We start from the raw sequence: 26,652 nt of genomic DNA, 5'->3' as shown, positions 1-26,652 counted from the left end.
AACAATTTTATGAAAAACAAGTGGCTTATTGCACTTTTCTCAATGTATTCTTTTTTTGGATTTTCCCAAAACACTTCGAATGAAATCTTAAATCTTGATTTTGAAAATGTAAAAGACAGTTTTCCAGTTGGTTATGATGTGTTTGGTCAAGGTAATTATGACATAACCTCCGATTCTAAAATACTTCAAAACGGAAAATACGCAGTTTTAATTCAGAATTCATCTGCTAATAAAGTAGGCGAAAGTTTTAAAGCATTAGCATTTACTTTACCAAAGAATTATAAAGGTAATTTTATTCGTTTGAAAGGATTCATAAAAACTGAAAATGTAACAAATGGTTATGCTGGACTTTGGTTGCGAATCGATCCCGAAATAGGATTTGATAATATGAACGACCGCGGAATTGTTGGAACTACAGATTGGAAAGAATATGAAATTGTTTTGCCACTTGATCCTAAAAATACAAAAAACATAGTAATTGGTGCTTTGCTTGTCGGAGATGGAAAAATGTGGATTGATAATTTGCAAGTCGAAATTGATGATAAAAAAATAGATTCTGATGAGATTGAAGTTTTTGTAAAAGAATTGCTACCGGCCGATAAAGATAAAATGTTTGATAAAGGTTCAAATATTACGATTACTGATTTATCGCAAGAATCTATAACTAATCTTGAATTGTTAGGAAAAGTTTGGGGATTCTTAAAATACCATCATCCAGAAGTTGCAAAAGGAAATTACAATTGGGATTATGAATTGTTCCGTTTCTTACCTCAATATTTAAACGCGAAAAATAATAAGGAACGCGACGTTTTGTTGGTTAATTGGATTAATAATTTAGGTAATATTCCCGAATGTAATAATTGCAAAGTTGTAGCAACTGATGCCGTTTTAAAACCTGAAATGGCTTGGGTAGAAAATTCAAATCTTTCTACTGAATTAAAGAAATCGATTCAATACATTTATCAAAATGCTAAAGTCGATGAGAATTATTATTTGAAGTTTGCCCTTGGTGTTAATAATCCTGAATTTTTAAATGAAAATATTTATGTTGATATGAATTTTCCAGACGATGGATTCAGATTATTAGCACTTTATCGTTACTGGAATATGATGCAGTATTTCAATCCGAATAGACATTTAACAGACAAAGATTGGAATGTTGTTTTAAAAGAATATATTCCTACTTTTTTAAATACCAAAAACAGATTAGATTACGAATTAGCATTCGTTCAAATTATTGGTGATGTAAAAGATACGCACGCCAATTTATGGCGTGGTGGTGTTGAACTTTATAAACTAAGAGGTGAAAATTATGCTCCGTTTCGAGCTGAATTCGTTGAGAACAAATATGTAGTTACCGATTATTATAATCCAGAACATGCCGAAAATGCAAAACTTAAAATTGGAGATATCATCACACATATAAACGGAAAATACGTAACAACGATAATTGACAGTTTACGAATTTACTATCCAACATCAAACGAAGCTTCTTTTTTAAGAAATGTTTCTATTGATTTATTACGTTCGACAGATTCAGAATTGGAACTGAAATACAAATCAAACAATCAAGTAAAAAATCATACAATACCTTTATTTAAAAGAGATGATTTAAATATGTACCACGGGTATAAAATAGATAAAGATGCAAAATCATATAAAATTTTGGAAGGTAATATTGGTTATGTTAGTTTGGCAAATATTAAAGACGATGAAATTCCTTTAATAAAGTCGGACTTCATAAACACCAAAGGAATCATTATTGACATTCGAAATTATCCAAATACATTTGTACCTTTTCAACTTGGTTCTTATTTTGTAACTGAACCCACACCATTTGTTAAGTTCACTTACGGAAGTATGAATAATCCAGGAGAATTTACTTTTGGAGATGGTCCGTTAATTGAAAGTGACGGAAATAAGTATAAAGGAAAATTAGTAATTTTAGTTAATGAGAATTCTCAAAGTTCTTCAGAATATACTGCAATGGCTTTTAAAGCGGTGAAAGACGCAAAGATTATTGGAAGTACAACTGCAGGAGCAGACGGAAATGTTTCTCGTATAAATTTACCTGGTGGTCTTGGAACAATGATTTCTGGAATTGGAGTGTATTATCCTGACGGAAAAGAAACGCAACGAGTGGGTATCGTTCCGGATATTTTTATTCAACCAACCATCGAAGGAATTAAATCAGGAAAAGATGAGGTTCTTTTAAAAGCAATCGAAGTTATTAATAATTAAAAATCATAATGAAAGCAATTTATCTTTTTACAGGTTCTGACGGGCATTCGCATTTTAAAACGGGGTCTATTATCAATCAATCTTTAGTAAAAACAATTTCAATTCAATTTAAAGAAACTCCTGCTTTTTCAACTTATGATTGGCATAATGCTCCGGTTTTACAATATGTGATAACATTGAAAGGAAAGCTTGAATTTAAAATGCACGATAATTCGACTTTCGTTATTGAACCTGGAGATGTATTAATTGCCAATGATTTAACCGGAAGTGGGCATCAATGGAAATTAATTGACGAAAATCCGTGGCAGCGTGCTTATTGCATTTTTGCCGAACCTTTAGATATTGATAAGATTTTTAAAGAAGATGAATAAAATAAAAGTCCGATAGCAATTACTATCGGACTTTTTATATGAAACTTATAATTATTTAATTTTAAAATTATAACCAACACTGAAAGTAATTGGAATTAAAGAATTTTGCATATCAATATATGGACTGTTTTTAACCATATCATAATGGTCAGTAAATTCTTTAGAACGAATTGGGAAATATAATCCGAAATTCAATTTTCCTTTGTCGTTAAATTTCACATTCCCGCTTACACCGAATGAAGGTCCATTTGAAACTTTGTCTAAATGAGGTGCCCCTTCAACTCGTAAAGCTGCATTATAACCATACATCGCTGTTGGACCAAGCGTAACTTTTTTACTTATTTTGATGTTGTAAGTCGCACCAACATTCCAACCTAAATTTACTAGATTATAACCCAAACCACCAAATAAACTAACTTGGTCAATGGGTTTATATTCAATTTTTGCACCTATTCCTCCGTAATCTAATCCAAAACCAGGACCAACATAAATTTCATTTTTAATATTTTCAGAATTTTCTTGTGCATAAATCGAGCTACCTAATAACAAGATAGAAGTGTAAATAAATAATCTTTTCATTTTTTTTGTCTATATAAATTAGATTTCTACTTTTAAAGCAAAATAAATTTTCTCGTCTTTTTTGATGTACAAATAAATCGAATTTTCAATAATTTCCGAGATTTCAATCGAAACTTCATCTTCGTAATTCAATTCATTTAAATAATTTAAATCTAGTACTTTAATAGCGTTGTTTTCTAATATTTCTACAGGAATATAATCCAAACACCATTCTAAATATTTTACATTATTAACATGTTTTACAATGTCTAAATCAGAATATTTGACTTTATAATCTGTAATTTTTTTAGTTTCGATTTTTAAATCAACGCGGTCGTAATCTTTTTCAGTTGCTTTTAAATCAGGATGTTTGGTTAAATGGTCGTGATTAATTGCAATTCCTTCCGGACGTTTTCTTTCTGTATTTAAAACCACCCATAAACTCGAAGCTCCGGCAATTGCTTTTCCGTTTTGAATCATTTGAATATTACGAACCGAACGAACGCCGTCTAAACTTTCAATCCAAGTTTTAACCTCAACTTCTTCATGCCATAAAGGTAAATGTTCAACTTCTAATCGCATTCTACTTAAAACCCAAGCTTGATTACTTTCTTGCATTTCAAAATAACTCATTCCACCTAAATCAGAATGTTTTGCAGCAGTTAATTGAAAAAGATTACTTAATTCGGTATATCTTAAACGAGAGTTTGAGCTACATTGCGAAATGAAAATTTCCCAATTTTTGGTGTAAATCGATTGAAATTTGGGTGATATGGGCATTATTTTAATTGATTTTGTATGTATGTAATGATTTCAGAAACATTGGTTTTATAATCAAACCACTTTGTTGATTCGTTTCTAGTAAACCAAGTCATTTGTCGTTTTGCAAATCTACGGGTATTTTTTTTGATTTCTTCTATCGCAAAGTCAAATTCAATTTCACCATCAAAAAACGAGAAAATTTCACGATAACCAACCGTTTGTAAAGCATTTAGATTTTTATGTTCATACAAAGTTTCAACTTCTTTAAGTAAACCGTTTTGTAACATAAGGTCAACGCGTTTGTTGATGCGTTCGTACATTTCTTCTCTATCAGCTTTTAAACCAATTAAAATAGGAGTGAAGTTTCTCTTTCCTTCGTTTTTATTTAAGAAAGAAGAATAGGCTTTTCCGCTTGACATCGAAACACCAACAAAACGTTTCATTCGTTGTTGATTTATTAAAGTTTGCGGATTTTCTTCGTTTAATTTCTGATAATATTCAGGGTCAAATTTTTTCAATTGATTTTGTAAATATTCAATTCCAAATTCGTCATATTTCTGTTCGATTTCTTTACAGATATTTTCATCAACATCCGGAAAAGAATCAAAACCTTTCAGAATAGCATCAACATACAAACCAGAACCCCCAACAACAACTTGGATGTTGTTTTGTTCAAATAAAGTATCTAAATGTGGTAAAACTTCGCGTTCGTAATCGCCAACATTATAATTTTCGTGAATGGATTTGTTTTGAATAAAATGATGTTTTACCGCCGCTAATTCTTTTGAGTTTGGAACAGCTGTACCAATTTCCATCTCTTTAAAAAACTGACGGCTGTCACAAGAAGTAATTTCTGTATTAAAATATTGAGCTAATTCTATAGCTAATGCGGTCTTTCCGATTGCTGTTGGTCCAACAACAAGTATTAAATAATTTTTATTCATTTTCTATTTTAGTTCCACAATTCGGACAAAAATTAGCGTCTTCATCGTAAATAAAACTTGTACAGTTTTTACAAATTCTTTTCTTTTCTAATTCGGGATTTTGAGAGGTTGCTTTTGCATATTCTGCAGTAACAATTCCCGTCGGAACAGCAATGATTCCGTAACCCATAATCATAATCATCGAAGCAATAAATTGTCCTAAAGGAGTTGTTGGTGCAACATCGCCATAACCAACCGTTGTTAAAGTTACAATACACCAATAAATACTTGTTGGAATGTCCTTAAAACCGTTATGACGACCTTCAATCATAAACATCACGGTTCCTAAAACGATAGAAACGACAACAATGAAATAAATAAAGACAATAATTTTATTTTTACTTGCAATTAAAGCTTCTTTAAGATGGGATTGTTGCCCAATGATTGGCATTAAATTTAAAATTCCAAATAAACGTAAAAGTCTTAAAGCTCTAAAAGCAGCTAAAAAAGATGTGCTTGGAATAAAAAATGATAAATACATCGGTAAAGTTGCTATTAAATCTATGATTCCGTAGAAACTAAAAATGTATTTTAAAGGTTTTTTATTTGAAATAATCCGAAGAATATATTCAATGGTAAAAAAAATGGTAATAATCCATTCACAAACAAAAAAAAACTCGTGATATTTTTGACCAATGCCTTCCATTGAGTCAAACATCACTAAAAATACACTTAACAAAATGACACCTAATAACGATAAATCAAACAAACGACCTAAAAAGGTATTTGCACCATAGATGATGATGTAGATTTCTTGCCTAAGAATTTCGTATTTTGTTTTAATTTTTTTCATTTTAGAAAGAGATTATTTTGTAATCACTTTTCTTATAAAGATAATATTTTATTATGTTTTTTGAATCTTTTGTGTTTGGCATTACTACTAAAATGTTTTTCAGTACTTCTGGATTTAAAATTTGGTAATTCAAATCGTAAAAACAATAGCCTTTAAAAGCACCATCTTCAATAAGCAAAGCACTTTTTTCTGAAACATTTCGACCTTTCATTGAAATAATCATGTTTTTAAACGAATGTTCTACTTCATTAAAATGCGTCAAAAATGCTTTGTTGTAATCTTCTAAAGAAATATCAGAATTTATTTTTTCGGCAAGAATTTCATTTGCTTTTAGTGTGTAAACGATTGCTTCTTGTTGATTTTTAAAAACGTATACATCTTTTTTTCTTCCGTCGATTTTACGAACTTCTAATTGATATTTTCCCTTATTATCTTTATCGATATAAACACCAAATAAAAATGCCGATTTACGTTGAACTTTATTTAAAGTTGGTTTGTTATGAATAATTTCTTCACGTTCTTTAAGCAAAGCAATCAATTCGTTCCCAGTTTCTTCAAAAGTTACCGTAAAAACATCGTGTTGAATACGTTTCGCAATTTTAGAATCGCCAGTAAAATATTGACTTATTTTTTTTCTGATGTTATTACTTTTACCAATTAAAATAATATCACCTTTTTCGTTATGTATGTAAAAAATACCAACTGTTGTAGGTAAATTTTCTAAAATATCAAACAACTTAGGTGAAATTCCATTACTAATTTCATTTTTGATTAATGTTTTTAGAATGGTTTTTTCAGTGTCTTTAGAAAGTAAAAGTTTAAAAAGTTTAAGTGTTGCCATTGCATCTCCACTTGCACGATGACGGTCAGCAATCGGGATTCCTAATGAACGTACTAATTTTCCTAAACTATATGTTTTAACTTCAGGCAAAAGTTGCTTAGAAAGTTCAACGGTACAAAGCGTCTGTTTGACATAATCATATCCTAAACGCTTAAATTCCATTTTTAGAACACGATAATCAAATGCCGCATTATGCGCAACAATGATGCAATCTTTAGTGATTTCGATAATACGTTTAGCTATTTGGTAGAACTTAGGCGCCGTACGAAGCATCGCATTATTAATCCCGGTAAGTTTTACAACAAAAGGTTGAATGGGAATTTCAGGATTCACTAAACTTATAAATTGGTCAACCAATTCAACACCATCAAATTTATAGATGGCAATTTCAGTAATTCCTTCTGCATTAAACTGACCTCCAGTTGTTTCGATGTCTATAATTGCGTACACTTTTTTAAATAAATTATCTTGTTCCAAAAATGCTACTTCCGATACGAACCATTGTACTTCCGCATTCGATAGCAAGTTTATAATCTCCGCTCATTCCCATCGATAAAATTTCGAATGAGCAATTTGTAAGTTGGTAAGGTTTTACATAATCGAAAATGTTTTTCAAATTAGTAAATTCGTTTTTTACAGTTTGTGTATCATCTGTAAAAGAAGCCATTCCCATCAATCCAACAACTTTTATATTTTGTAGGTTTTTAAAAGTATCTGAATGAATTATTTCTAAAACTTCAGCTTCATTTAAACCAAACTTAGTTTCTTCTTTTGCGATGTAAACTTGCAATAAACAATTGATAATTCGATTGTGTTTTTTTGCTTGCTTATCAATTTCGACCAATAATTTTAAGCTGTCAACACCGTGAATTAAATGCACAAACGGAGCCATGTACTTTACTTTGTTCGTTTGTACGTGACCAATCATGTGCCATTGAATATCATCAGGTAATTTTTCTGATTTCTCAGTCATTTCTTGAATTTTATTCTCACCAAAAATACGTTGACCAGCATCGTAAGCTTGTTGTAAATCAGCTACAGGTTTTGTTTTAGAAACTGCAACTAAGGTAACGTTTTCTGGAATTGATTTTTTTATTTCAAGTAAATTTGTTTTTATTGACATTTTAAAAATATTAAAGTTCGTAAATAATTAAACCATTTCTAAATTTAGGTTCAATATAAGTACTTTTTGGAGGCATAGTTAAATCGTTATCGGCTAAATATTTAATTTCTTCGATTGAAGCCGGATATAAATTAAAACCAATTTTGTACGCTCCGTTATCAATTTTATCAATCATTTCCAACAAACTTTTGTTTCCTGGAATATAATCGATGCGGCTATCGGTACGTAAATCTTCAATTCCTAAAATCGGATTTAAGATTTTATCATACAACAATTGCGCGTCTAAAGTTTCTAATTTATTTTCTGATGTTGGAATATCTTTGAGTTGTAACGAATAGAAATTGCCCTCTAAGTACATGCCAAATTCAAATTTTTGAGTTGGTTTCCAAATTTGTTCGTTGCGTTTTATGACAACGAAATCTTTATCTAACAAACTTAAAAAATCAGTTACCGAATGGTTATTTAAATCGTGAACCAAACGGTTGTATTCGTTTATTTTGATGTTGTTTTCTGAAATCAAAAAACTCATAAAATAATCTAATTTAGAATTATTAGCATCTTTATTTTCTTGATGTAATAAATGTGCCGATGCCGAACGATGATGTCCGTCTGCGATATATAAATTATCGAATGAATTGAAAATATTGGTAATAAATTCAATTTCTTTTTCAGAATCTATGCTCCAAAGTGTATGCTTTTCTCTGTTTGTGGTCGAAAAATCATACAGTGGTGCCATTTTTTGTTTGTCAGAAATCCATTGTTGAAGTGCATCATTTTCTGGATACATCATCAAAACGGGTTCTGTGTTAAACTGGGTGATTTTAAAATAATCTTTTAGCGTATCAACACGATATGCTAACGTATTTTCGTGCTTTTTAATTTTGTTCTCTTGATAATCAGTAACCGATGTTCCGGCCATAATTCCAAGAAAGGTGTTTTTTTTAGTTTCTATTTTATACAAATACATGGCAGATTTATCTTGCTTAACAAGAATACCATCGCGTTTAAAATCGTTGTATTTGTTAGCAACCATTTTAAAACGTTCGTTAATACCAATTTTTTGTTGATTGATATACGCCGGACTCATGATGTGTAGAAAAGAAAACGGATTAAAATCTAACCAAGAAGCAAGTTCTGCCGCACTATATTCGTCATACGAACGTGTGGTTACCAAAGCAACTTTATCTGCTGTTGGAAGCACTGCTTTAAAAGGAATTATTTTTGCCATATTTCAAATTTATATAAAATAGAAAGACAATTGAAGAAACTTCAATCGTCTTTTACTAAATTTCTTAAGTTTATAATTAAGAAAACATTTTAGCCACTTTTTCGGCTTTTTTGCTTTCAGAATAATCGTAGAAACCTTCACCAGATTTAACACCTAATTTTCCTGCCATAACCATATTTACTAATAACGGACATGGTGCATATTTAGGATTTTTGAATCCGTCGTACATTACGTTTAAGATAGATAAACAAACATCTAAACCAATAAAATCGGCTAATTGTAATGGTCCCATCGGATGTGCCATTCCTAATTTCATTACCGTGTCAATTTCTTGAACTCCAGCAACATCGTTGTATAAGGTTTCGATAGATTCGTTAATCATTGGCATTAAAATACGGTTTGCCACGAATCCTGGATAATCGTTAACTTCTGTTGGCGTTTTTCCTAATTTAACAGATAAATCCATGATGGTTTTAGTAACCTCGTCTGAAGTGTTGTAACCACGAATGATTTCAACTAATTTCATAATCGGCACCGGATTCATAAAATGCATTCCTATTACACGCTCTGGATTTTTAACCACAGAAGCAATTTGTGTGATAGAAATAGATGATGTATTTGAGGCTAAGATTACGTTTTCGTTACAAACTTCACTTAACTCTTTAAAAATATTTAATTTTAAATTTACGTTTTCTGTAGCTGCTTCAACCACTAAATCAGCATTTACAACTCCGTCTTTAACGTCTGTGTACGTGATGATGTTTTCGATAGTTGCTTTTTTGTCAGCTTCTGTAATTGAACCTTTAGCAATCATACGGTCTAAATTAGAAATGATGGTATTCATTCCTCTTTCAATTGATTTTTCGCTAATGTCAATTAAACAAACTGTAAATCCTTTTTGAGCAAAAGTATGAGCAATTCCGTTACCCATAGTTCCAGCTCCAATAACTGCAATATTTTTCATTATTTGGTTTTTATTATAGAATAGATTGCGAATATAAGTTATTTCGATTAATTTTTAAAACAATCGATAATTCGATATGCAATTCGTAAAGCTTCTGTTCCGTCTTCTAAAGTGACAATCGGTGTTGTATTATTGCTAATCGCATCAGCAAACGTTTCTAATTCATCTAAGATGGCGTTGTTTGCTGGTACATCTGGATTATCGTAATAAATCTGTTTTTTAACTCCTTCTGCATTCTGAAGAATCAAATCAAAATCACCCGGAACTTCAGGTGCATCTTTCATCTTAACGACTTCACAAATCTTATCTAAATAATCAACAGAAATGTAAGCGTCTTTTTGGAAGAAACGTGCTTTACGCATATTTTTCATCGAAATACGACTCGAAGTAATATTAGCAACACAGCCGTTTTCGAATTCAATTCGAGCATTGGCAATATCAGGCGAATCGCTAATTACAGAGGTTCCGGTTGCGTGAACAAAAGTTACTTTAGATTTTACAACGCTTAAAATGGCATCAATATCATGAATCATCAAATCTAAAACCACAGGAACATCTGTTCCGCGCGGATTAAACTCTGCCAAACGATGTGTTTCGATAAACATCGGATTGTGAATTTTGTCTTTCACCGCTTTGAAAGCAGGATTAAAACGTTCGACATGTCCAACCTGGCCTTTTACGTTATATTCTTTAGCTAAAGCAATGATATGTTCTGCTTCTTCGACAGAATTTGAAATCGGTTTTTCTAAAAAAATGTGTTTCCCAGCTTTAATAGCTTCAACAGCGCAATCATAATGCGAAAGCGTTGGTGTAACAATATCAACTACATCAACAGCATTGATAAGTTCAGCTATTGTTTCAAATGATTTATATCCGAATTCAGCAGCTACCTTTTCTGCATTTTCTTTAAATGGGTCGTAGAACCCGACTAGTTCATATTTTTCTGATTGGTTTAGTAATCTTAGGTGAATTTTACCTAAATGACCTGCGCCTAAAACTCCAATTTTTAACATAGAAATATTATTTAATACAAATGTAAAATTTATTTGTTTATGGAAATCATTTAAGTCGTGAAAGTTAGGATAAAGTTTAGTTTAGCTTGGTTAAATAGTAGCTTTGTCGCAAAATATTGTTTAATTTTGAAAAGAAAAAAAGATTAAAATTGAGAGATACTGCCAAACATCAAGGACTTCGAAATCAACTAGTAAGTTTATTACAGCAAAAAGGAATTCACGATATTAATGTGCTGAAAGCCATGCAGGTGATTCCTCGACATTTTTTCTTAGAATCGGGGTTTGAAGATTTTGCTTACCAAGATAAAGCATTTCCGATTGGTGCCGGACAAACCATTTCACAACCCTATACGGTAGCTTTTCAGTCGCAATTATTAGAAGTTAAAACCGATGATAAAATTTTAGAAATCGGAACAGGTTCTGGATATCAAACGGCAGTTTTATGCAAAATGGGTGCAAAGGTTTTTACGATTGAACGTCAGATTGAATTGTATAAAAAAACATCGAAATTGTTGCCCAAATTAGGTTTTAAACCTAAAGTAGTTTCGTTTGGCGATGGTTATAAAGGTTTGGTTACCGATGCGCCTTTTGATGGAATTATTGTAACTGCTGGTGCGCCTTTTATTCCGCAACCTTTAATGGCGCAATTAAAAATAGGAGGTAGGTTGGTGATTCCGGTTGGAGAAGATAAACAAATCATGACTCTGTTGATTCGCAAAACCGAAACTCATTTTGAACAACACGAATTTGGAGATTTTAGATTCGTACCTATGTTAGAAGATAAGAATAGATAAAAAAAATCGGCAACTGCCGATTTTTTTATTTAAACTCTTTTTTCAAACGATCTAAACTGATTTTGTTTTCACGATCTTTAATTGTTTCTCGTTTATCGAATAATTTTTTACCTTTTGCTAAAGCGATTTCTAATTTAGCTAAACCTTTTTCGTTTGTAAATAATCGTAAAGGGATGATAGTTAAGCCTTTATTTTGAACACTTTTAAGTAGCGATTTTAATTCTTTTTTATTTAATAAAAGTTTACGTTCACTTTTTGCTTTGTGATTATAACTTGTTCCGTACGAATATTCCTCAATATGAGAATTAATCATAAACAATTCATTATTCTGAAACTCACAAAAACTATCAGCAATGTTAGCTTTTCCTAAACGAATGGATTTAATTTCTGTTCCAGTTAATACAATTCCAGCAGAATATTTCTCTAGAAATTCGTACTCAAATTTGGCTCTCTTATTTAATATGTTGACTGTTTTTAGCATGTCTTTCTAATAATCTGAATGTTAAAATGTTTTAAGTGTATGTACTTAATCTTTTGGTTGTTCTATAAATGGATAGTTACCAAGTTTACCAGCTAGTTGCTTTGTTTTATAAGCTAAAGCTGAATTTTTGTTATTAAAACAAATAATTGCTATAGTATCTTTCTGCAAAGTTACATAAGAAGTCTTATTTCCTCTCCACCAACCATTATGAAAAGTATATTTATTTCCTACACCTTCTGAAGGTTCAATCATTCGAAGTCCTAGGCCGTAGTTATTGGCACCTTTTTTCTCGTAACTATAACCTTTGAACATTTGTTCTTTCATGTTTTTAGATAAGAATTTGTTAGAATAAAGTGCTTTATCTAATTTTAACATATCTCTTGGTGTGGTATAGATGTTTTTGTCACCATATGTACCGTCAAGATAATCCCAATGCATTTTTTGGTTATTGGCGTGATAAGATTGAGTAACAGTATCTTTGTTTTTAATGTCGTCAAAAACAAAAGTATTGTTCATTTTAAGAGGTTCTAAAATGATTTGTTTTAAGGCTTCCTGAAATGTTTTACCAGTTACTTCTTCTACGATTGAAGCAAGTAAAACATAGTTTGTGTTACAATATTTGAAGCGAGAATCTGTTTTGGATTCTAATTTGATACTTTTTGTTTTTAATATTTCTAAAACATCTTTATTAGTTAAGGTTTTTTTTCTATCCCAAACTCCTGGATTTTCAGTAAAATTTCCATAATATGGAATACCAGAACGATGGTTTAGTAAATGACGAACGGTTATATTTTCATACGGAAAACCTTTTAAATAAACATTTACAGACTCATCTAAATCAATCAATTTCTTATCAGCTAATCTTAAAACACTAATTGAGGTTAAAACTTTACCAACAGAAGCTACGTGCATTGGAGTATTTGCAGAAATTTTTTCTTTATTCGCGTAATTAGAGTAACCAGTATAGTCTTCGTAAATGATTTCTCCATTTTTTGCCATTAAAAAACCACCTGAAAAACTTCCTGTATTGATGTATTTTTTATAATAATTTTCTACTAATTCTGCTGTTTCTAATTTATATTGCGGGCTTACAGGATTAAATTTTACTTCATACTGATTATTATCAGCTTTGAATTCAGAATTAACTTGTGCTAAATCTTTGCTTTTATTGCAAGCACTTAATGTTAATGTTAGGGCAATTAATTTTATATATAGATATTTCATTTTATAATTGGGTATGACAATCACAAATATACAAATTAAGAATTTTTTTGATACTTTAATTTTAATAAAAAAATATTGTTTTTCAAAATACTAGAATGGGTAAAAACAAGCTGTTTTTTAAAAAAAGAAGTATCTTTACGACAAACAAATTTATTATGAGTAACATGAATTGGCAAACTGTAAAAGAGTTTGAAGATATTACGTATAAGAAATGTGATGGTGTTGCACGTATTGCATTTAATCGACCTGACGTTAGAAATGCATTTAGACCAAAAACTACTAAAGAATTATTAGAAGCTTTTAGCGATGCACACGAAGATACATCGATAGGTGTTATTTTACTGTCTTCTGAAGGGCCATCGACAAAAGACGGAATTTATTCTTTTTGTAGTGGTGGCGACCAAAAAGCTAGAGGTTACCAAGGTTATGTTGGTGAAGATGGATATCATCGCTTGAATATTTTAGAAGTTCAACGTTTGATTCGTTTTACACCAAAAGTTGTTATTGCGGTTGTAAATGGTTGGGCTGTCGGAGGAGGACATTCACTTCATGTGGTTTGTGATTTAACTTTGGCAAGTAAAGAGCATGCTATTTTCAAACAAACTGATGCTGATGTAACCAGTTTTGATGGTGGATATGGTTCTGCATATTTGGCAAAAATGGTTGGACAGAAAAAAGCTCGCGAAATTTTCTTCCTAGGACGAAATTATTCAGCACAAGATGCTTATGAAATGGGAATGGTAAATGCTGTTATTCCACATGAAGAATTAGAGCAAACAGCTTATGATTGGGCTCAAGAAATTTTAGAGAAATCACCAATTTCTATTAAAATGTTGAAATTTGCAATGAATTTAACTGATGATGGCATGGTAGGACAACAAGTTTTTGCAGGTGAAGCTACAAGATTAGCTTATATGTCTGATGAAGCTATTGAAGGTAGAAATTCATTTTTAGAAAAAAGAAAACCAAATTTCGAAAAGAAATATATTCCTTAATGAAAAAGCCAAATCAATTTACTGATTTGGCTTTTTAACTTTTAGAAAATTACAGTTCCATTTATCTTTACACCGGTTTCAATAACTTCAAATGATCCCATTGTTGTTACTTCAAAAGTTCCATTAAAAGTAAATTTACATTTAATAACATCTGTACCAGCAACAGAACTCACTATCTGTTCTTGTGTTAATGTATATGTACCAGAAGTACTTGTGTACATCTTTCCATCTCTAGTAATATGTATGCTATTCTCTGATGCTGAATCTGCTAATTGCGAAGAGTTTTTGTTTACAATAAATCCATTAAATTGATTTACGCCATTAGTATATAATAATAAATAAGTATACTCACCATTCATATTTGTTTTTGTAGCAGCACCATTACCATTCTGAAAAGAATTGTTGTTGAGAACTCCTATAAATTCACCTGAAGTAAAATTTAAATTGATACTTTGACCTGATGAATTTCCTGGATTATTAATTGTAGATGATGCGTCCGTTACATAATCTGGAGTGCAAGAAAAAAACAATGAGGCTGTCAAAAGACAAGAAATACTAAAAAAAGTTTTAATTTTTCTCATAAAAGTTAATTTTGATTTAATTTATTTAAGTTAAATTCAAATGTATATAATTAGATTTATATAAGTCTAGATATTTTTATTTATTTTAAAGTAATTGTCTATTTTTGCGATTAAGCATAATTTTACAGATGAAAAAAATTATTTTATTACTATTTATCTTAATTAATTTTTCTGGGTTTTCTCAATCTTTTTTGGACTTTTGTTTTAAATCTAAAGATGTTGATGGGTCAATTTTAATTTATGATGAAAATAAAGATACCTGGTTGTTTAATATTGAAAATGATGTTAAACGAAATTCACCAATTGGTTCGTTATTTAATATTCCAAGTACGTTAATAGCTTTAGATTTAGGTGTTATTTCGAACGATCCTGGAGAAATTATGTATTGGGATGGAGTAAAACGTTATTATTTTGGAACACCTAAATATAATTGGAGTTGTAATACTAATTTAGATGAAGCTTTACTTTATAAAAATGATTGGTATTTTCAGAATGTATCAGATTTAGTTCGACATAAAAATTATGATTTCTTTTTGAAAGATTTAGATGTTACCAATTTAAAATTTAATCATAAAGAAAAATATTATTGGCATTTTGGAAATTTGTTATCAAACCCTGAACAACAAATTAATTTTTTCAGGAAACTATATAAACAAGAATTTTTATTCGATAAAAAGCATCAAAAATATTTGTTTGATAGCATGTTAACCATTAATAATCCCAATTATACCATTCATGGATATGAAACTTTTAATGTGTATAAAGGAGAACGAATTGATTGGTGGGTTGGAGTTTTGAAAACAAAAGAAAATACCTATTATTTTTCAATTCGAATTTTTGAAGATGTAAATAAAACCAAATCAGGTGATTTTAATAATAAGAAATTTGAAATTGCAATTGAAATTTTTAGGCTATTAGGTTATATATAAAAAGCGAATTTGATTTCAAATTCGCTTTATTTTTTTAATTTAAATGCAAAACTATAACCTAAAAATGCCATTGGAATATAAGCAAGAATCAAGTCTGTTAATGTAAACCATGTTGGTGAAGGTACCATGAAAACCATCATAATTCCACCAATTAAAAAAGCTAAACCAATTACCAAGGCTAATATTTTTCGATATGTTTTAGCAATTAAAGCAGTGATAAAAGCTCCAACTAAAGTTCCGATTGCATGAGCTAAAAAGGGAAACAAAAAATGCTTAGGTTCAAATAATGGAATAGCAGCTTTCAAGCCTTCTTCTGTCGTAATATCTATTCCATTTGGTGGAGGAATAATACTTCCACTGATATTGATGATTGACATGTTTACAAAACCACCAATAAATAAACCTAAAATAACTGCTAAAATATTCAGCAAAATCTTTTTCATATTATTAAATATGTTTTTTCATTATTAAACAAGTTGATGTTCCATGAGCGTAAATTTTTCCACTTTCATCAACTAAAGAAGCTTCTATCATTGCAGTAGTTCTACCAGCATGGATTATTTTTCCGACTGCTATCGTTTTACCTGTATTTTGAGTTACAGCTTTTATAAAATTTACTTTTAATTCAAGAGTTGTAAATGTAAATTCGCTTGTCAAAGTGCTCAATAAAGTACATCCCATGGCAGTATCTAATATAGTTGAGATTACACCACCATGTACGGTTCCGACGGCATTATAATGAAAATCTTGAGGAATGAATTCGAAATTTGCTTTACCGAAATCAACTTCATTTATCGCAATGTCTAATGCAGACACAGCAGGAGCTTCAGGAATTTCTCCATTTTGCATTCCTCTTAAATAGTCTAATCCACTTAAATTTTTCGAAAGATTAATTGCTTCAAAACTATCTCCGTAGTTAAATGTTTTTGTTTTATTATGTTTTGGGTGCATCCGTAATTAATTAAAATCTTTTAAATAGTTCATTCCTTCAGTATATAATTCTGTTGGAATATTTTTTGCTTTATAATCAGATGAATCGATCAATTCGCCGTTGTCGTAAAAGTAAAAAATTTGTTCTACAATTCGATCAGTTGCCGCTTTGTTATTAATTTTTTCTATAACTACTAAAACCAATTGATCATTGTCATAATAATAGGTTTTGTTTAAAGAAATTTCATCATGTTGTTCGTATAAAACCGAAAATAATTTTTCTGTATCTAAGAAATAATAGAAAGATGTATTGTAATTTAATTCTTTTCCATTTTTATCGATTAAAGTTCCATTTTTAGTTTCTGGAATAAATGTATTATTTTGAATGATGTTTTGGATTTTACTTTCAATCTCAACAGATTTGTTTTGTTGACCAAAAGAAACTACTGAAAATAGTAGTAAGGCTAAGCTTAAAAATATTTTTTTCATTGGTTTAATTTTATGCGATTAGGTTGATTAGCTACTTCCCAAGCTGTAGCAAATATAAGCTTTATTCGTTGATGCATCTTGTCAAATTCTATTTTATCGAAGGTGTCAGTCGGTTGATGATAATCAACATGTGTGCCGCTGTAATAAAAAATTACAGGAATATTTCTTTTTGCAAAATTGTAGTGATCAGAACGAAAGTACATTTGTTCTGGATGATTGACTTCGTTAAATTCATAATCTAGAATCAATTTTGTGTATTTTTTGTTGGTTGATTCAGATAGATCATGTAATTCTTGACTTAATTTATCTGAACCAATCAGATACAAATAATCTTTGGATTTAGCATGTTTTTGATCAGTTCGACCAATCATATCAATATTTAGATTACAAACGGTATTTTTTAAAGGAAAAAGCGGATTGTTTACATAATAATTTGAACCAAATAAACCATATTCTTCACCTGTGCAATGTAAAAATACGATGCTTCTTTTTGGGCCATTTCCTGCTAGTTTAGCTTTTTGAAATAATCGTGCAATTTCCATAACTGCAGATGTTCCAGAAGCATCATCATCGGCACCGTTAAAAATCTCACCATTTGCCATACCAACATGATCATAATGCGCCGAAATGACTATGTATTCATCCGGAAATTCGCTTCCTTCAATATAAGCTACAACATTTTCGCTATCGTTTAATTTTGGACTAAACATGCGACGCATATTTTTTGAAGGAACCATTTGAAAATAATCTTCGGTTCCGGGTGCTGCTGCAATTTTTAAATCTTTATAATAATCTCTAATAAAATTTGCAGCCATTTTTTGACCAAACTCACCGGTTTTTCTTCCTTCCATTTCATCTGCTGCAAGTACACCTAAATTATTGATTAGATTTTGTTTCGAAACAGAATTGAGATAAAATTCAAGTTGCTCAGTTTCCTTGTTAGACTGTGCATTTATTGTAAAAGTTAAAAAAGCTGTTAAACAAAGTGAAATAACATATTTTCTCATTTCAAATTTTTTATAAAGATAGTATTTTAACTAAAATAAATAACTTTAAATATGTTCTGTATTATTATATTTGTCCAAATTTAATAAGAATGAAAAAAGTTGTTCTGATTACGGGTGGTTCATCTGGAATAGGTAAAAAGGTTGGTGAGTATTTAAATGATAAAGGTTTTATTGTTTATGGAACAAGTCGTAATCCTGATCATGTAAAAAATTCTAAAATTAAATTAGTTGCTTTGGATGTTCGCGATTCGGAATCTATTAAAAAAGCAGTTGCTTCTATTATTCAAATTGAAAAACGATTGGATGTTGTAATCAACAATGCCGGAGTTGGAATTACTGGACCTTTAGAAGAAATTCCTACAGATGAAATCAGAAATAATTTTGAGACCAATGTTTTTGGACCTATAGAAGTTATGAAAGCTGTTTTGCCTCAAATGCGTTTACAAAAAAACGGTTTGATTATCAATGTTACTTCGATTGCTGGATACATGGGTTTACCTTTTAGAAGTGCTTATTCTTCTTCAAAAGGAGCTTTAGAAATTTTAACTGAAGCGATTCGTATGGAAGTTAAATCATTTGGAATTCATATCACAAATGTAGCTCCAGGAGATTTTGCAACAGATATTGCATCGCGTCGTTTTCATGCACCGGTCATCAAAAATTCGCCTTACGAAAAAATTTACGCACAACAATTAGCAACGATTGATGAACACGTAAATGACGGAAATGACCCAATTGAAATGGCTGAAGCAATTTATAAAATCATCAATTTAAAACAACCAAAAGTGCATTATAAAGTCGGAGCTTTTATGCAAAAATTCTCCATTTTTTTGAAAAGAATTCTACCTGATACTGTTTACGAAAAAATACTAATGAATCATTATAAACTATAACCAGAACAATAAATTATTTATGAAAAAAATTATTACAGTTTTATCTCTTTTTACAGGTTTAATATCTAATGCTCAATATGTAAAGCATCAAAAGATTGTGGTTGACGTATCTGCAGGTTATGCCGTTTCATTAAGTTTAGATAGAAATAATGATAAAACTAATTTTAATGTCGATAACATGCACGGTTTAACAATTGATGCGTCTGCATTTTATCGTTTGGGATTTAATTCTATGCACATGGTTGGATTAAAAACTACTTATATAAAAGGGACTAGTTCAAGTGATATTTTTGGAAATTTTGGAGAATTTGGAGAATATGAATCAAATCAGGTACAAAAAAAATACAGCACTTTTTTTATAGGACCTTCATATAGAATGGATTTAACATCTTTTACAGGTAAATTTTCTTCTTCACTTTCAATTACACCAGGTTTTTCTCAAATTGTAGGTGATTTAACCAGTACTAAAGGTGAAGCGACTGTAAAAGCAACTGGTTTTGGAATTGGTCTTTCTGCTGTAAACTCTAGAAGAATTTTTGAATCTTTTGATTGGTTGTTGAGAATTGGATTTAATTATAGTAATTATTCTAAGTTTAAAACTGAAAATTCGGGTTCACAAATGATTGTTAATTCATTTGATAATGTTTCTTTTCATGTTATTCGTGGTGAGTTAACTACAGGTTTTAGTTATAAATTTTAAAAGCAAATAGTTTGTTTATCGATTCAGATTCTTTTATCTTTAAACTTTAAAAAGTGAAAGATGAAATTTTTTATTGATACAGCAAATTTAGCTCAAATTAAAGAAGCTCAAGAATTAGGAGTTTTAGACGGTGTAACCACCAATCCGTCTTTGATGGCAAAAGAAGGAATTACAGGTAAAAATAACATTTTAAAACATTACGTGGATATTTGTAATATCGTAGAAGGTGATGTAAGTGCTGAGGTTATTGCAACTGATTTTGAAGGTATGATTCGCGAAGGTGAAGAACTTGCCGAATTACACGAACAAATTGTAGTGAAAATTCCGATGACTAAAGACGGAATTAAAGCTTGTAAATATTTTTCTGATAAAGGAATTCGTACAAATGTTACTTTGGTTTTCTCTGCTGGCCAGGCATTGTTAGCAGCAAAAGCAGGAGCAACTTATGTGTCTCCCTTCTTAGGTCGTTTAGATGATATTTCTACAGATGGTTTGCAATTGATTGATGACATTCGTTTGATTTATGATAACTACGCTTACGAAACCCAAATTTTAGCAGCCTCTATTCGTCATACCATGCATGTTGTTAATTGCGCAAAAATTGGTGCAGATGTAATGACTGGACCTTTGTCTTCAATCACTGGATTATTAAAACATCCATTAACAGATATTGGATTAGAACAATTTTTAGCTGATTATGCTAAAGGAAATAAATAAATTTTAAAGCCTTCTATTTTGGAAGGCTTTTTTTTGTAAAAATGTTTTTAGAAGTAATTAAAAACTTAAAATTTACTTAAAATTTACTTAAAATTTTAAAATTTGGGCTTTCACTTATACTATGAATTAATAAAAATCAGTAAAAAATAGTATCTTTACTAAATCTCAAAAAATATTTAAAATAAGATCAAAATTAGATATATGCTATTACTTATAATTTCAGTTTTTATTGTTGGCTTTGCTATTTTACTTCTCAGGCCTGCAAAAGATTCAAAGTATTTCAAATTCCTAAGCATTCTACCTTTTAGTTTATTTTTATATTTTTTATATTTCATTCCTGAAATTCAATCTGGACAAAACAGTCTGATTTTTGAAAATCAATGGATTCCAAGTCTTGGAATTTCTTTAGATTTTAAGATTGATGGATTATCCTTACTATTTTCTTTACTTATAACGGGCATTGGAGCGCTTATTTATCTCTACGCTTCATCGTATTTGAATAAAGATCCATACATAAATAGATTTTATTGTTATTTGACCATTTTTATGGGAGCGATGTTGGGTTTGGTTTTGTCTGATAATCTAATTTCGTTATTCATGTTTTGGGAATTAACAAGTATTTCTTCTTTCTTTCTTATTGGATTTAATACCACCAATGAAGAATCGAGAAAAAGTGCACTTTGGGCATTATCAATAACGGGTTTAGGAGGTTTCTTTTTATTAGCTTCATTCGTAATGATGAATTCCATTACAGGAACTTTTTCAATTCAAGAGCTGTTAAGTCAATCAGAAGTACTTCAATCTAATTATCAATATTATGTATTAATCGCTTTCTTTTTATTAGGAGCATTTACAAAATCTGCTCAATTTCCATTTCATTTTTGGCTTCCTGGTGCAATGAAAGCACCAACTCCAGTTTCAGCTTATTTACATTCGGCAACTATGGTAAAAGCTGGGATTTATTTGATTGCGCGTTTCACTCCGATTTTATCAGATGGTGAAGTTTGGAATTTTGTTTTAATGAGTGTCGGTGGAACCACAATGTTAGTTGGAGCTTTTCTGAGTGTTTTTAGAGTTGATATGAAAAGTGTTTTGGCATATTCGACCATTTCAGCTTTAGGGATTCTTGTTTTTTTATTAGGAATTGGTTCAGAAACAGCTTTGTTAGCAGCAGCGACTTTTATATTAGTTCACGCGCTTTATAAAGCTTCTTTATTTATGGTAACCGGAATTGTAGATCACGAAACACACACAAGAGATTTAACCGTTTTGTCTGGATTAAAAAAGAAATTGCCAATTGTTGCTGTATGTGCTGTAATTGCGGCGTTATCTAGTGCTGGTGTTCCATTGACATTCGGATTTATTAGTAAAGAGATTATTTACGGTTCTACTTTTGATTTTGATTATTGGACATACAATAGTGTTTGGATTTTAACAGCGTTAGTATTGGTTACAAATGTATTCTTAACAAGTGCTGGTCTATTAGTTGGAATTCGACCATTCTTTGGGAAACTACCCGAAAAATTTGAAAACATTCATAAACCAGATTATAAACTTTGGTTACCAATTGTGATTTTGTCTGTGTTTACATTGCTTTTTGGAATTTGTCCTTTTCTTGCTGATCAAGGAATTATTTCATCAGTTACCACATCGATTTTACGAAGTTCAGTAACTCAAGAACTTCATTTATGGCACGGTTGGAATACGATTTTACTTCTTAGTGGTGCAACAATCGTATTGGGGACAATGCTTTATTTTGTAATCAAACCTTCGCATAGAACAATTGAAAGATTTGATAAGTTAAATGAAATAGGACCTAAAAGAATAATTACAATTATGGCAAATAATATAAAAATATTTGCCTTCAAATACACACGTTTTTTTCATAACGGATATTTGAGAAGTTATATTTTATTTATCATTGTTTTCATCATTGGAATCGTTGGATATAAACTATTCTCAGATGTAACTTTGAAAATCAATACAAATGATTTATCGCCATTTAGAATTTATGAATTTGTAATTTTTGTTTTAATTATTTCTGCAATTACAGTTATCACGTTAACACAATCTCGATTAACTGCAATTGTTTCATTAGGTGTTGTTGGATTATCAATCTGTTTGATTTTCGTTGTTTATGGAGCTCCAGATTTAGCAATGACGCAGTTTGCAATTGATACTTTGACCGTTGTTTTATTTGTATTGGTATTATTTAAGCTTCCTGCATTTTTGAAATTTAGTAATACAAAAAATAAAATACGAGATGTTATTGTTTCAACTGCTTTTGGAATTTTAATAGCCATGATTACTTTACAAGCATTGGTTTATCCATCAAATAAAGAAGTCAGTAAATTTTATGCAGAAAATGCCTATATCTTGGCAAAAGGAAAGAATGTTGTAAACGTTATTTTAGTTGATTATCGAGGAGTTGATACAATGATCGAAACTATTGTATTGTCAATTGCGGCAGTTGGAGTATTAAGTATTTTAAAATATAAAACAGAAGATGAAGAAAGAAGAGAATAATAGTAGACCCAAACTTGATACGATTATTTTAAAAACAGCAACGAATTATCTTTTACCATTATTGATCATGTTTTCTCTTTTTGTTTTGATTAGAGGGCATTATTTATCTGGTGGAGGTTTTGTTGGAGGCTTAATTGCATCTATTGCATTTGTTTTACATTCATTTGCTTACAACACAAAACGAACCATCTCGTTGTTTAGATTTCGTCCACTTTTTCTAATTCCAATGGGATTGAGTTTGTCGTTATTCAGCGGTTTGTTGCCACTATTAATTTCAAAACCATTTATGACAAGTATTTGGTTTTTAAATAAAGTTGATGTAATCGGTGCATTTGGTTCTGCACTTTTATTCGATCTCGGAGTTTATCTTGTTGTAATTGGAGTTGTTTTAACTATCATATTCACTATTTCTGAAAATGTTTAATATATGGAATTATTATTAGTAATATTAGTCGGTGTACTTTATTCAGCTGGAATTTATATGATGCTTCGTAGAAGTATGGTTAAATTATTAATCGGAATTATTCTACTTGGAAATGGAGTTAACATTCTCATTTTCTTGATGAGTGGGATCACAAAAGGAAAAGCTCCAATTATTCCAGAAGATCAAATTGGATTTCTAGAAGCTTATGCAGATCCAATTCCACAAGCATTAATTTTAACAGCTATTGTAATTAGTTTCGCATTAACAGCTTTTGCTTTAGTTTTATTAAAAAAAGCTTATACATTAACAGGAACAGACGACCTTGATTCGCTAAATATTCAAGATTTAGATATATGACAACAAATTTTATACTTGCACCAATAATCGTTCATTTTATCACAGCCATAATTTTATTATGTTTCTGGAAAAAGGTTTTGGCTCAAAAAATAATTAGCGTAATTGGTAACAGCATTGCTTTTATTTTATGTGTAAAATTATTTGAATTAACTTTAACAAACGATGTACTTGTTTTACAAACCGGAAATTGGAAAGCACCATTTGGGATAACATTTATTTCTGACACTTTAAGTGCAATTATGGTTATGTTAACCGGAATTGTTTCTTTAGCCGTTGGCATTTATTCGACCTCAGCATTAAACGTGAGTCGAATTCGTTTTGGATATTTTTTTACGTTTCATTTATTAATAATGGGACTTTTAGGAGCTTTTTTAACAGGAGATATTTTCAATTTATATGTTTGGTTTGAAGTTGTAATTATTTCATCTTTTATATTAATGACCGTTGGTGGAAAAAAAATGCAGATGGAAGGTGCAATCAAATATGTAACAATGAACATTTTAGCATCATCGATTTTTTTGACTGCAATCGGAATTTTATACGGAATTACTGGTAGTTTAAATATCGCAGATATAGCAATTAAAATTCAAGAAGTAGAAAATAAAGGTTTGGTTACCGTAACATCTTTATTATTTTTTGTAGGTTTTGGAATTAAATCAGCTATTTTTCCATTGTATTTTTGGTTGCCATCATCGTACCATACAACACCTTCGGCAATCGCAGCTATTTTTGGAGGCTTGTTAACAAAAATGGGAGTTTACGCTTTGATTCGTGTCTTTACAATTATTTTTATTCCTGATAATTTCACGACAATTTTGTTTATTGTTATTGCAATTTTAACCATGTTTACTGGAGCTTTAGGAACTTTAAATAAGAAAAACATCCGTAGAATTCTTTCCTATTTAATTGTTTGTCACATCGGATATTTAATTGCTGGAGTTGGTTTGTATACCGAATTAGCCTTTACAGCAATCATATTCTATTTGATTCACGATGTAATTGTAAAAAGTAATATGTTTATGATTACCGGTGTGATTGTAAAAATTCGCGAATCAGTTGATATGACACGTCTGGGAAGTTTACTAAAAGATTATCCAAAGTTTTCAATGCTTGCTGCTTTGGTATTTTTATCACTTGTAGGAATTCCGCCTTTATCAGGATTTTGGCCAAAAATTTTATTATTAAAAGAATCTTTTACTCAAGGAAATTACATCTTACTTCTAACTTTAATTCTAGCAAGTTTTGTTACCTTGTTTGTGATTATCAGAATGTGGATTGAAATTTTCTGGAAAGAATCTCCAAAACCATTAACTGAAGAAATGGATCATTTTACGCCGATGCCAAAATCTGGAAAATTTGCGCTAATTGCTCCAATTGTGTTTCTGACATTCGTATCTTTATTTATAGGATTTGGAGCAAATAATATTTTTAAATTATCAGAAAAAGCCGCATATGAATTAAAGCACAAAGAGATTTACATCGATGCCGTAATGAAAACAAATACATAATGTTACAGAATTTTTTACTAAATATATTGCTAACTTTAGTTTGGGTTGCCTTGACCGGTGAGCTAAACTATACAAATTTTGGGTTTGGTTTTACTGTCGGATTTTTACTTTTATGGTTTTTAAATCGAAGAAGAACTTCAAACCATGATTATTTTTTACGCGTTCCTAAGATTTTTGCTTTTATGTTGAATTTTTTATACGACATGATAAAAGCAAATATTGAAGTTACTATCGACGTTATTACGCCAAATTACAATATGAAACCAGGAATTGTAAAATTCGAAATGGATGCTAAATCTGATTTTGAAATTACCATGTTAGCTAATATGATTGCTCTAACTCCTGGAACTGTTGTTATTGATATTTCAAAAGACAAAAAATACATGTTTATACATGCTATGTATCTAAAAGACATCGATGGATTTAAAAAGAATTTGAAAGAAAGAACTGAAAAAAAACTTCTAGAAATAATTAGATAATGGATATAGAAACGTATTTAGCATATGTGGTTATGCCAATTATATCTTTAGCGATGATAATTGTTTTAGCTCGTTTAATTAAAGGACCTCAAATAGTTGATCGCGTTATTGCATTAGATTTATTAATAACAATCGGAGTTGGATTTATTGCTTTGTTTAGTATTATTACAAACAATTATAACTTTTTAGATGTTGCAATGATTCTTGCACTAATTGCTTTTTTAAGCACAGTAGCTTTTGCCTATTATTTATATAAAAGTAAGAAAAATGACTGATATTTTAATTATGATATTAAGCACGCTTGGTGCATTATTTATACTCGTTGCTTCGGTAGGAATTTATAAAATGCCTGATTTTTATTCACGACTTTCAGTGACTATAAAAGCGGCAACTTTAGGAGTTGGAGCAATTTTGATTGCAGCTGCCTTATATTTTGCTGAATTTTCGGTAACTACCAAAACCATTTCCATTATATTTTTCTTGTTTTTGACAGCTCCAGTTGCTGGTTATCTAATCGGAAAAGTTGCTTATGTAAACGGTACAAAATTATGGAAACATTCGATTATTGATGAAATGAAAGATGATCCGGATAGTTTTTGTACCATGGTCAAAGAAAATGAAGAAGAAGCTCAATCAAAATCCGATTCGAATAAATCCAAATAATATTTATAAGCACATTTAGTTTTTCTAAATGTGTTTTTTATTTAAATTAGAGTTGATGTTTAGTTAATATTCATTTTG

General features: G+C 30.3%; 31 protein-coding genes. 15 read left to right on the top strand and 16 right to left on the bottom strand.

All coding sequences use genetic code 11. The features are described from left to right. Positions 1-9 precede the first annotated feature (9 nt). Both HW119_RS15625 and HW119_RS15620 read left to right on the top strand, forming a co-directional pair. Positions 10-2,241, top strand: a complete 2,232-nt coding sequence (locus HW119_RS15625) for a S41 family peptidase (protein WP_177766087.1) — start codon at positions 10-12, stop codon at positions 2,239-2,241. A gap of 8 nt (positions 2,242-2,249) precedes the next feature. Next, positions 2,250-2,612 carry a hypothetical protein gene (locus HW119_RS15620; protein WP_218620374.1) on the top strand — a complete coding sequence of 121 codons (363 nt, stop codon included), beginning with the start codon at positions 2,250-2,252 and terminating at the stop codon, positions 2,610-2,612. Positions 2,613-2,663: 51 nt separating this feature from the next. On the opposite strand, the gene HW119_RS15615 is transcribed toward HW119_RS15620, so the two are convergent. The 9 genes from HW119_RS15615 to HW119_RS15575 all read right to left on the bottom strand — a co-directional run bounded on the left by HW119_RS15615 (position 2,664) and on the right by HW119_RS15575 (position 10,877). Beyond that, positions 2,664-3,191 carry a hypothetical protein gene (locus HW119_RS15615; protein WP_177766084.1) on the bottom strand — a complete coding sequence of 176 codons (528 nt, stop codon included), beginning with the start codon at positions 3,189-3,191 and terminating at the stop codon, positions 2,664-2,666. 18 nt (positions 3,192-3,209) lie between these two features. After that, positions 3,210-3,950, bottom strand: a complete 741-nt coding sequence (locus HW119_RS15610) for an acyl-[acyl-carrier-protein] thioesterase (protein WP_177766081.1) — start codon at positions 3,948-3,950, stop codon at positions 3,210-3,212. Then, positions 3,950-4,876 (bottom strand): tRNA (adenosine(37)-N6)-dimethylallyltransferase MiaA, encoded by a 927-nt coding sequence (gene miaA / locus HW119_RS15605; RefSeq protein ID WP_177766078.1) that lies wholly within the window; start codon positions 4,874-4,876, stop codon positions 3,950-3,952. The genes HW119_RS15610 and miaA overlap by 1 nt, the downstream gene beginning before the upstream one ends. After that, entirely contained in the window at positions 4,869-5,708 is an 840-nt protein-coding gene (locus tag HW119_RS15600) for an ion transporter (RefSeq protein ID WP_177766075.1), read from the bottom strand. The genes miaA and HW119_RS15600 overlap by 8 nt, the downstream gene beginning before the upstream one ends. A 1-nt stretch (position 5,709) precedes the next feature. Beyond that, positions 5,710-6,999, bottom strand: coding sequence for an exonuclease domain-containing protein (locus HW119_RS15595; protein WP_177766072.1), 1,290 nt, complete (start codon positions 6,997-6,999; stop codon positions 5,710-5,712). Between the two features lie 13 nt (positions 7,000-7,012). Next, complete coding sequence (locus tag HW119_RS15590; protein ID WP_177766069.1) at positions 7,013-7,672, bottom strand: YggS family pyridoxal phosphate-dependent enzyme; 660 nt, start codon at positions 7,670-7,672, stop codon at positions 7,013-7,015. A gap of 10 nt (positions 7,673-7,682) precedes the next feature. Next, a complete protein-coding gene (locus HW119_RS15585) occupies positions 7,683-8,900 on the bottom strand; it encodes a DUF1015 domain-containing protein (RefSeq protein ID WP_177766066.1) in 1,218 nt (405 codons plus the stop codon). A 76-nt stretch (positions 8,901-8,976) separates the two neighbouring features. Further along, positions 8,977-9,864: a 3-hydroxyacyl-CoA dehydrogenase family protein gene (locus tag HW119_RS15580; RefSeq protein ID WP_177766064.1), complete on the bottom strand. Its 888-nt coding sequence runs from the start codon at positions 9,862-9,864 to the stop codon at positions 8,977-8,979. Positions 9,865-9,911: 47 nt separating this feature from the next. Then, a complete protein-coding gene (locus tag HW119_RS15575; RefSeq protein WP_177766061.1) occupies positions 9,912-10,877 on the bottom strand; it encodes a Gfo/Idh/MocA family protein in 966 nt (321 codons plus the stop codon). Positions 10,878-11,026: 149 nt separating this feature from the next. Between HW119_RS15575 and HW119_RS15570 the strand changes: the two genes are divergently transcribed. Further along, on the top strand, positions 11,027-11,671 hold the full coding sequence (locus HW119_RS15570; RefSeq protein WP_177766058.1) for a protein-L-isoaspartate(D-aspartate) O-methyltransferase: 645 nt from the start codon (positions 11,027-11,029) through the stop codon (positions 11,669-11,671). Between the two features lie 25 nt (positions 11,672-11,696). Here the strand turns inward: HW119_RS15570 and smpB are convergent, their stop codons facing one another. Together smpB and HW119_RS15560 are read right to left on the bottom strand one after the other, a co-directional pair. After that, a complete protein-coding gene (gene smpB, locus HW119_RS15565; RefSeq protein WP_177766055.1) occupies positions 11,697-12,152 on the bottom strand; it encodes an SsrA-binding protein SmpB in 456 nt (151 codons plus the stop codon). Between the two features lie 45 nt (positions 12,153-12,197). Beyond that, entirely contained in the window at positions 12,198-13,376 is a 1,179-nt protein-coding gene (locus tag HW119_RS15560) for a serine hydrolase domain-containing protein (protein WP_177766052.1), read from the bottom strand. A gap of 155 nt (positions 13,377-13,531) precedes the next feature. On the opposite strand from HW119_RS15560, the gene HW119_RS15555 reads away from it, so the two are divergent. Beyond that, complete coding sequence (locus HW119_RS15555; RefSeq protein ID WP_177766049.1) at positions 13,532-14,371, top strand: 1,4-dihydroxy-2-naphthoyl-CoA synthase; 840 nt, start codon at positions 13,532-13,534, stop codon at positions 14,369-14,371. A 41-nt stretch (positions 14,372-14,412) separates the two neighbouring features. Here HW119_RS15555 and HW119_RS15550 read toward each other — a convergent pair whose 3' ends face one another. After that, the gene (locus HW119_RS15550) at positions 14,413-14,952 is read right to left on the bottom strand and encodes a hypothetical protein (protein WP_177766046.1); all 540 of its coding nucleotides are present in this window, start codon (positions 14,950-14,952) and stop codon (positions 14,413-14,415) included. A 128-nt stretch (positions 14,953-15,080) separates the two neighbouring features. On the opposite strand from HW119_RS15550, the gene HW119_RS15545 reads away from it, so the two are divergent. Further along, the gene (locus HW119_RS15545) at positions 15,081-15,881 is read left to right on the top strand and encodes a penicillin-binding transpeptidase domain-containing protein (RefSeq protein ID WP_177766043.1); all 801 of its coding nucleotides are present in this window, start codon (positions 15,081-15,083) and stop codon (positions 15,879-15,881) included. A 26-nt stretch (positions 15,882-15,907) separates the two neighbouring features. Here the strand turns inward: HW119_RS15545 and HW119_RS15540 are convergent, their stop codons facing one another. From HW119_RS15540 to HW119_RS15525, 4 genes are read right to left on the bottom strand one after another with little or no spacing between them, the layout of a single operon-like run. Continuing rightward, on the bottom strand, positions 15,908-16,324 hold the full coding sequence (locus tag HW119_RS15540; protein ID WP_177766040.1) for a hypothetical protein: 417 nt from the start codon (positions 16,322-16,324) through the stop codon (positions 15,908-15,910). A gap of 4 nt (positions 16,325-16,328) precedes the next feature. Further along, entirely contained in the window at positions 16,329-16,832 is a 504-nt protein-coding gene (locus HW119_RS15535; protein WP_177766037.1) for a PaaI family thioesterase, read from the bottom strand. Positions 16,833-16,838: 6 nt separating this feature from the next. Next, on the bottom strand, positions 16,839-17,300 hold the full coding sequence (locus HW119_RS15530; RefSeq protein WP_177766033.1) for a hypothetical protein: 462 nt from the start codon (positions 17,298-17,300) through the stop codon (positions 16,839-16,841). Next, on the bottom strand, positions 17,297-18,307 hold the full coding sequence (locus HW119_RS15525; protein ID WP_177766030.1) for a M28 family metallopeptidase: 1,011 nt from the start codon (positions 18,305-18,307) through the stop codon (positions 17,297-17,299). Before HW119_RS15525 ends, HW119_RS15530 begins: the two co-directional genes overlap by 4 nt. A gap of 89 nt (positions 18,308-18,396) precedes the next feature. Between HW119_RS15525 and HW119_RS15520 the strand changes: the two genes are divergently transcribed. The 10 genes from HW119_RS15520 (at position 18,397) to mnhG (ending at position 26,574) form a co-directional block, all read left to right on the top strand. After that, positions 18,397-19,200 (top strand): SDR family oxidoreductase, encoded by an 804-nt coding sequence (locus HW119_RS15520; protein WP_177766027.1) that lies wholly within the window; start codon positions 18,397-18,399, stop codon positions 19,198-19,200. Between the two features lie 19 nt (positions 19,201-19,219). Further along, on the top strand, positions 19,220-19,900 hold the full coding sequence (locus tag HW119_RS15515) for a hypothetical protein (RefSeq protein WP_177766024.1): 681 nt from the start codon (positions 19,220-19,222) through the stop codon (positions 19,898-19,900). Between the two features lie 60 nt (positions 19,901-19,960). Beyond that, entirely contained in the window at positions 19,961-20,617 is a 657-nt protein-coding gene (fsa, locus tag HW119_RS15510) for a fructose-6-phosphate aldolase (protein WP_177766021.1), read from the top strand. 201 nt (positions 20,618-20,818) lie between these two features. Next, on the top strand, positions 20,819-23,143 hold the full coding sequence (locus HW119_RS15505) for a putative monovalent cation/H+ antiporter subunit A (protein WP_177766018.1): 2,325 nt from the start codon (positions 20,819-20,821) through the stop codon (positions 23,141-23,143). Then, positions 23,124-23,567 (top strand): Na+/H+ antiporter subunit B, encoded by a 444-nt coding sequence (locus tag HW119_RS15500; RefSeq protein ID WP_177766015.1) that lies wholly within the window; start codon positions 23,124-23,126, stop codon positions 23,565-23,567. Before HW119_RS15505 ends, HW119_RS15500 begins: the two co-directional genes overlap by 20 nt. A 3-nt stretch (positions 23,568-23,570) precedes the next feature. After that, positions 23,571-23,924 carry a Na+/H+ antiporter subunit C gene (locus HW119_RS15495; protein WP_177766012.1) on the top strand — a complete coding sequence of 118 codons (354 nt, stop codon included), beginning with the start codon at positions 23,571-23,573 and terminating at the stop codon, positions 23,922-23,924. Further along, complete coding sequence (locus HW119_RS15490) at positions 23,921-25,432, top strand: proton-conducting transporter membrane subunit (RefSeq protein WP_177766008.1); 1,512 nt, start codon at positions 23,921-23,923, stop codon at positions 25,430-25,432. Before HW119_RS15495 ends, HW119_RS15490 begins: the two co-directional genes overlap by 4 nt. Further along, on the top strand, positions 25,432-25,911 hold the full coding sequence (locus HW119_RS15485; RefSeq protein WP_177765993.1) for a Na+/H+ antiporter subunit E: 480 nt from the start codon (positions 25,432-25,434) through the stop codon (positions 25,909-25,911). Before HW119_RS15490 ends, HW119_RS15485 begins: the two co-directional genes overlap by 1 nt. Continuing rightward, the gene (locus HW119_RS15480; RefSeq protein WP_177765990.1) at positions 25,911-26,186 is read left to right on the top strand and encodes a monovalent cation/H+ antiporter complex subunit F; all 276 of its coding nucleotides are present in this window, start codon (positions 25,911-25,913) and stop codon (positions 26,184-26,186) included. The genes HW119_RS15485 and HW119_RS15480 overlap by 1 nt, the downstream gene beginning before the upstream one ends. Next, positions 26,179-26,574, top strand: a complete 396-nt coding sequence (mnhG, locus tag HW119_RS15475; RefSeq protein WP_177765987.1) for a monovalent cation/H(+) antiporter subunit G — start codon at positions 26,179-26,181, stop codon at positions 26,572-26,574. The genes HW119_RS15480 and mnhG overlap by 8 nt, the downstream gene beginning before the upstream one ends. Positions 26,575-26,652: the final 78 nt, after the last annotated feature.

The sequence above is a fragment of the Flavobacterium sp. I3-2 genome, from assembly GCF_013389595.1.
GTDB lineage: Bacteria > Bacteroidota > Bacteroidia > Flavobacteriales > Flavobacteriaceae > Flavobacterium.
This window is presented reverse-complemented; position numbering and strand designations above follow the sequence as displayed.

Bases quoted from the DNA above. Each gene is read 5' to 3' on its own strand.
- HW119_RS15625 (WP_177766087.1), top strand. From the start codon at position 10: ATGAAAAACAAGTGGCTTATTGCACTTTTCTCAATGTATTCTTTTTTT.
- HW119_RS15620 (WP_218620374.1), top strand. From the start codon at position 2,250: ATGAAAGCAATTTATCTTTTTACAGGTTCTGACGGGCATTCGCATTTT.
- HW119_RS15615 (WP_177766084.1), bottom strand. From the start codon at position 3,191: ATGAAAAGATTATTTATTTACACTTCTATCTTGTTATTAGGTAGCTCG.
- HW119_RS15610 (WP_177766081.1), bottom strand. From the start codon at position 3,950: ATGCCCATATCACCCAAATTTCAATCGATTTACACCAAAAATTGGGAA.
- miaA (WP_177766078.1), bottom strand. From the start codon at position 4,876: ATGAATAAAAATTATTTAATACTTGTTGTTGGACCAACAGCAATCGGA.
- HW119_RS15600 (WP_177766075.1), bottom strand. From the start codon at position 5,708: ATGAAAAAAATTAAAACAAAATACGAAATTCTTAGGCAAGAAATCTAC.
- HW119_RS15590 (WP_177766069.1), bottom strand. From the start codon at position 7,672: ATGTCAATAAAAACAAATTTACTTGAAATAAAAAAATCAATTCCAGAA.
- HW119_RS15585 (WP_177766066.1), bottom strand. From the start codon at position 8,900: ATGGCAAAAATAATTCCTTTTAAAGCAGTGCTTCCAACAGCAGATAAA.
- HW119_RS15580 (WP_177766064.1), bottom strand. From the start codon at position 9,864: ATGAAAAATATTGCAGTTATTGGAGCTGGAACTATGGGTAACGGAATT.
- HW119_RS15575 (WP_177766061.1), bottom strand. From the start codon at position 10,877: ATGTTAAAAATTGGAGTTTTAGGCGCAGGTCATTTAGGTAAAATTCAC.
- smpB (WP_177766055.1), bottom strand. From the start codon at position 12,152: ATGCTAAAAACAGTCAACATATTAAATAAGAGAGCCAAATTTGAGTAC.
- HW119_RS15560 (WP_177766052.1), bottom strand. From the start codon at position 13,376: ATGAAATATCTATATATAAAATTAATTGCCCTAACATTAACATTAAGT.
- HW119_RS15555 (WP_177766049.1), top strand. From the start codon at position 13,532: ATGAGTAACATGAATTGGCAAACTGTAAAAGAGTTTGAAGATATTACG.
- HW119_RS15550 (WP_177766046.1), bottom strand. From the start codon at position 14,952: ATGAGAAAAATTAAAACTTTTTTTAGTATTTCTTGTCTTTTGACAGCC.
- HW119_RS15545 (WP_177766043.1), top strand. From the start codon at position 15,081: ATGAAAAAAATTATTTTATTACTATTTATCTTAATTAATTTTTCTGGG.
- HW119_RS15540 (WP_177766040.1), bottom strand. From the start codon at position 16,324: ATGAAAAAGATTTTGCTGAATATTTTAGCAGTTATTTTAGGTTTATTT.
- HW119_RS15535 (WP_177766037.1), bottom strand. From the start codon at position 16,832: ATGCACCCAAAACATAATAAAACAAAAACATTTAACTACGGAGATAGT.
- HW119_RS15530 (WP_177766033.1), bottom strand. From the start codon at position 17,300: ATGAAAAAAATATTTTTAAGCTTAGCCTTACTACTATTTTCAGTAGTT.
- HW119_RS15525 (WP_177766030.1), bottom strand. From the start codon at position 18,307: ATGAGAAAATATGTTATTTCACTTTGTTTAACAGCTTTTTTAACTTTT.
- HW119_RS15520 (WP_177766027.1), top strand. From the start codon at position 18,397: ATGAAAAAAGTTGTTCTGATTACGGGTGGTTCATCTGGAATAGGTAAA.
- HW119_RS15515 (WP_177766024.1), top strand. From the start codon at position 19,220: ATGAAAAAAATTATTACAGTTTTATCTCTTTTTACAGGTTTAATATCT.
- fsa (WP_177766021.1), top strand. From the start codon at position 19,961: ATGAAATTTTTTATTGATACAGCAAATTTAGCTCAAATTAAAGAAGCT.
- HW119_RS15505 (WP_177766018.1), top strand. From the start codon at position 20,819: ATGCTATTACTTATAATTTCAGTTTTTATTGTTGGCTTTGCTATTTTA.
- HW119_RS15500 (WP_177766015.1), top strand. From the start codon at position 23,124: ATGAAGAAAGAAGAGAATAATAGTAGACCCAAACTTGATACGATTATT.
- HW119_RS15495 (WP_177766012.1), top strand. From the start codon at position 23,571: ATGGAATTATTATTAGTAATATTAGTCGGTGTACTTTATTCAGCTGGA.
- HW119_RS15490 (WP_177766008.1), top strand. From the start codon at position 23,921: ATGACAACAAATTTTATACTTGCACCAATAATCGTTCATTTTATCACA.
- HW119_RS15485 (WP_177765993.1), top strand. From the start codon at position 25,432: ATGTTACAGAATTTTTTACTAAATATATTGCTAACTTTAGTTTGGGTT.
- HW119_RS15480 (WP_177765990.1), top strand. From the start codon at position 25,911: ATGGATATAGAAACGTATTTAGCATATGTGGTTATGCCAATTATATCT.
- mnhG (WP_177765987.1), top strand. From the start codon at position 26,179: ATGACTGATATTTTAATTATGATATTAAGCACGCTTGGTGCATTATTT.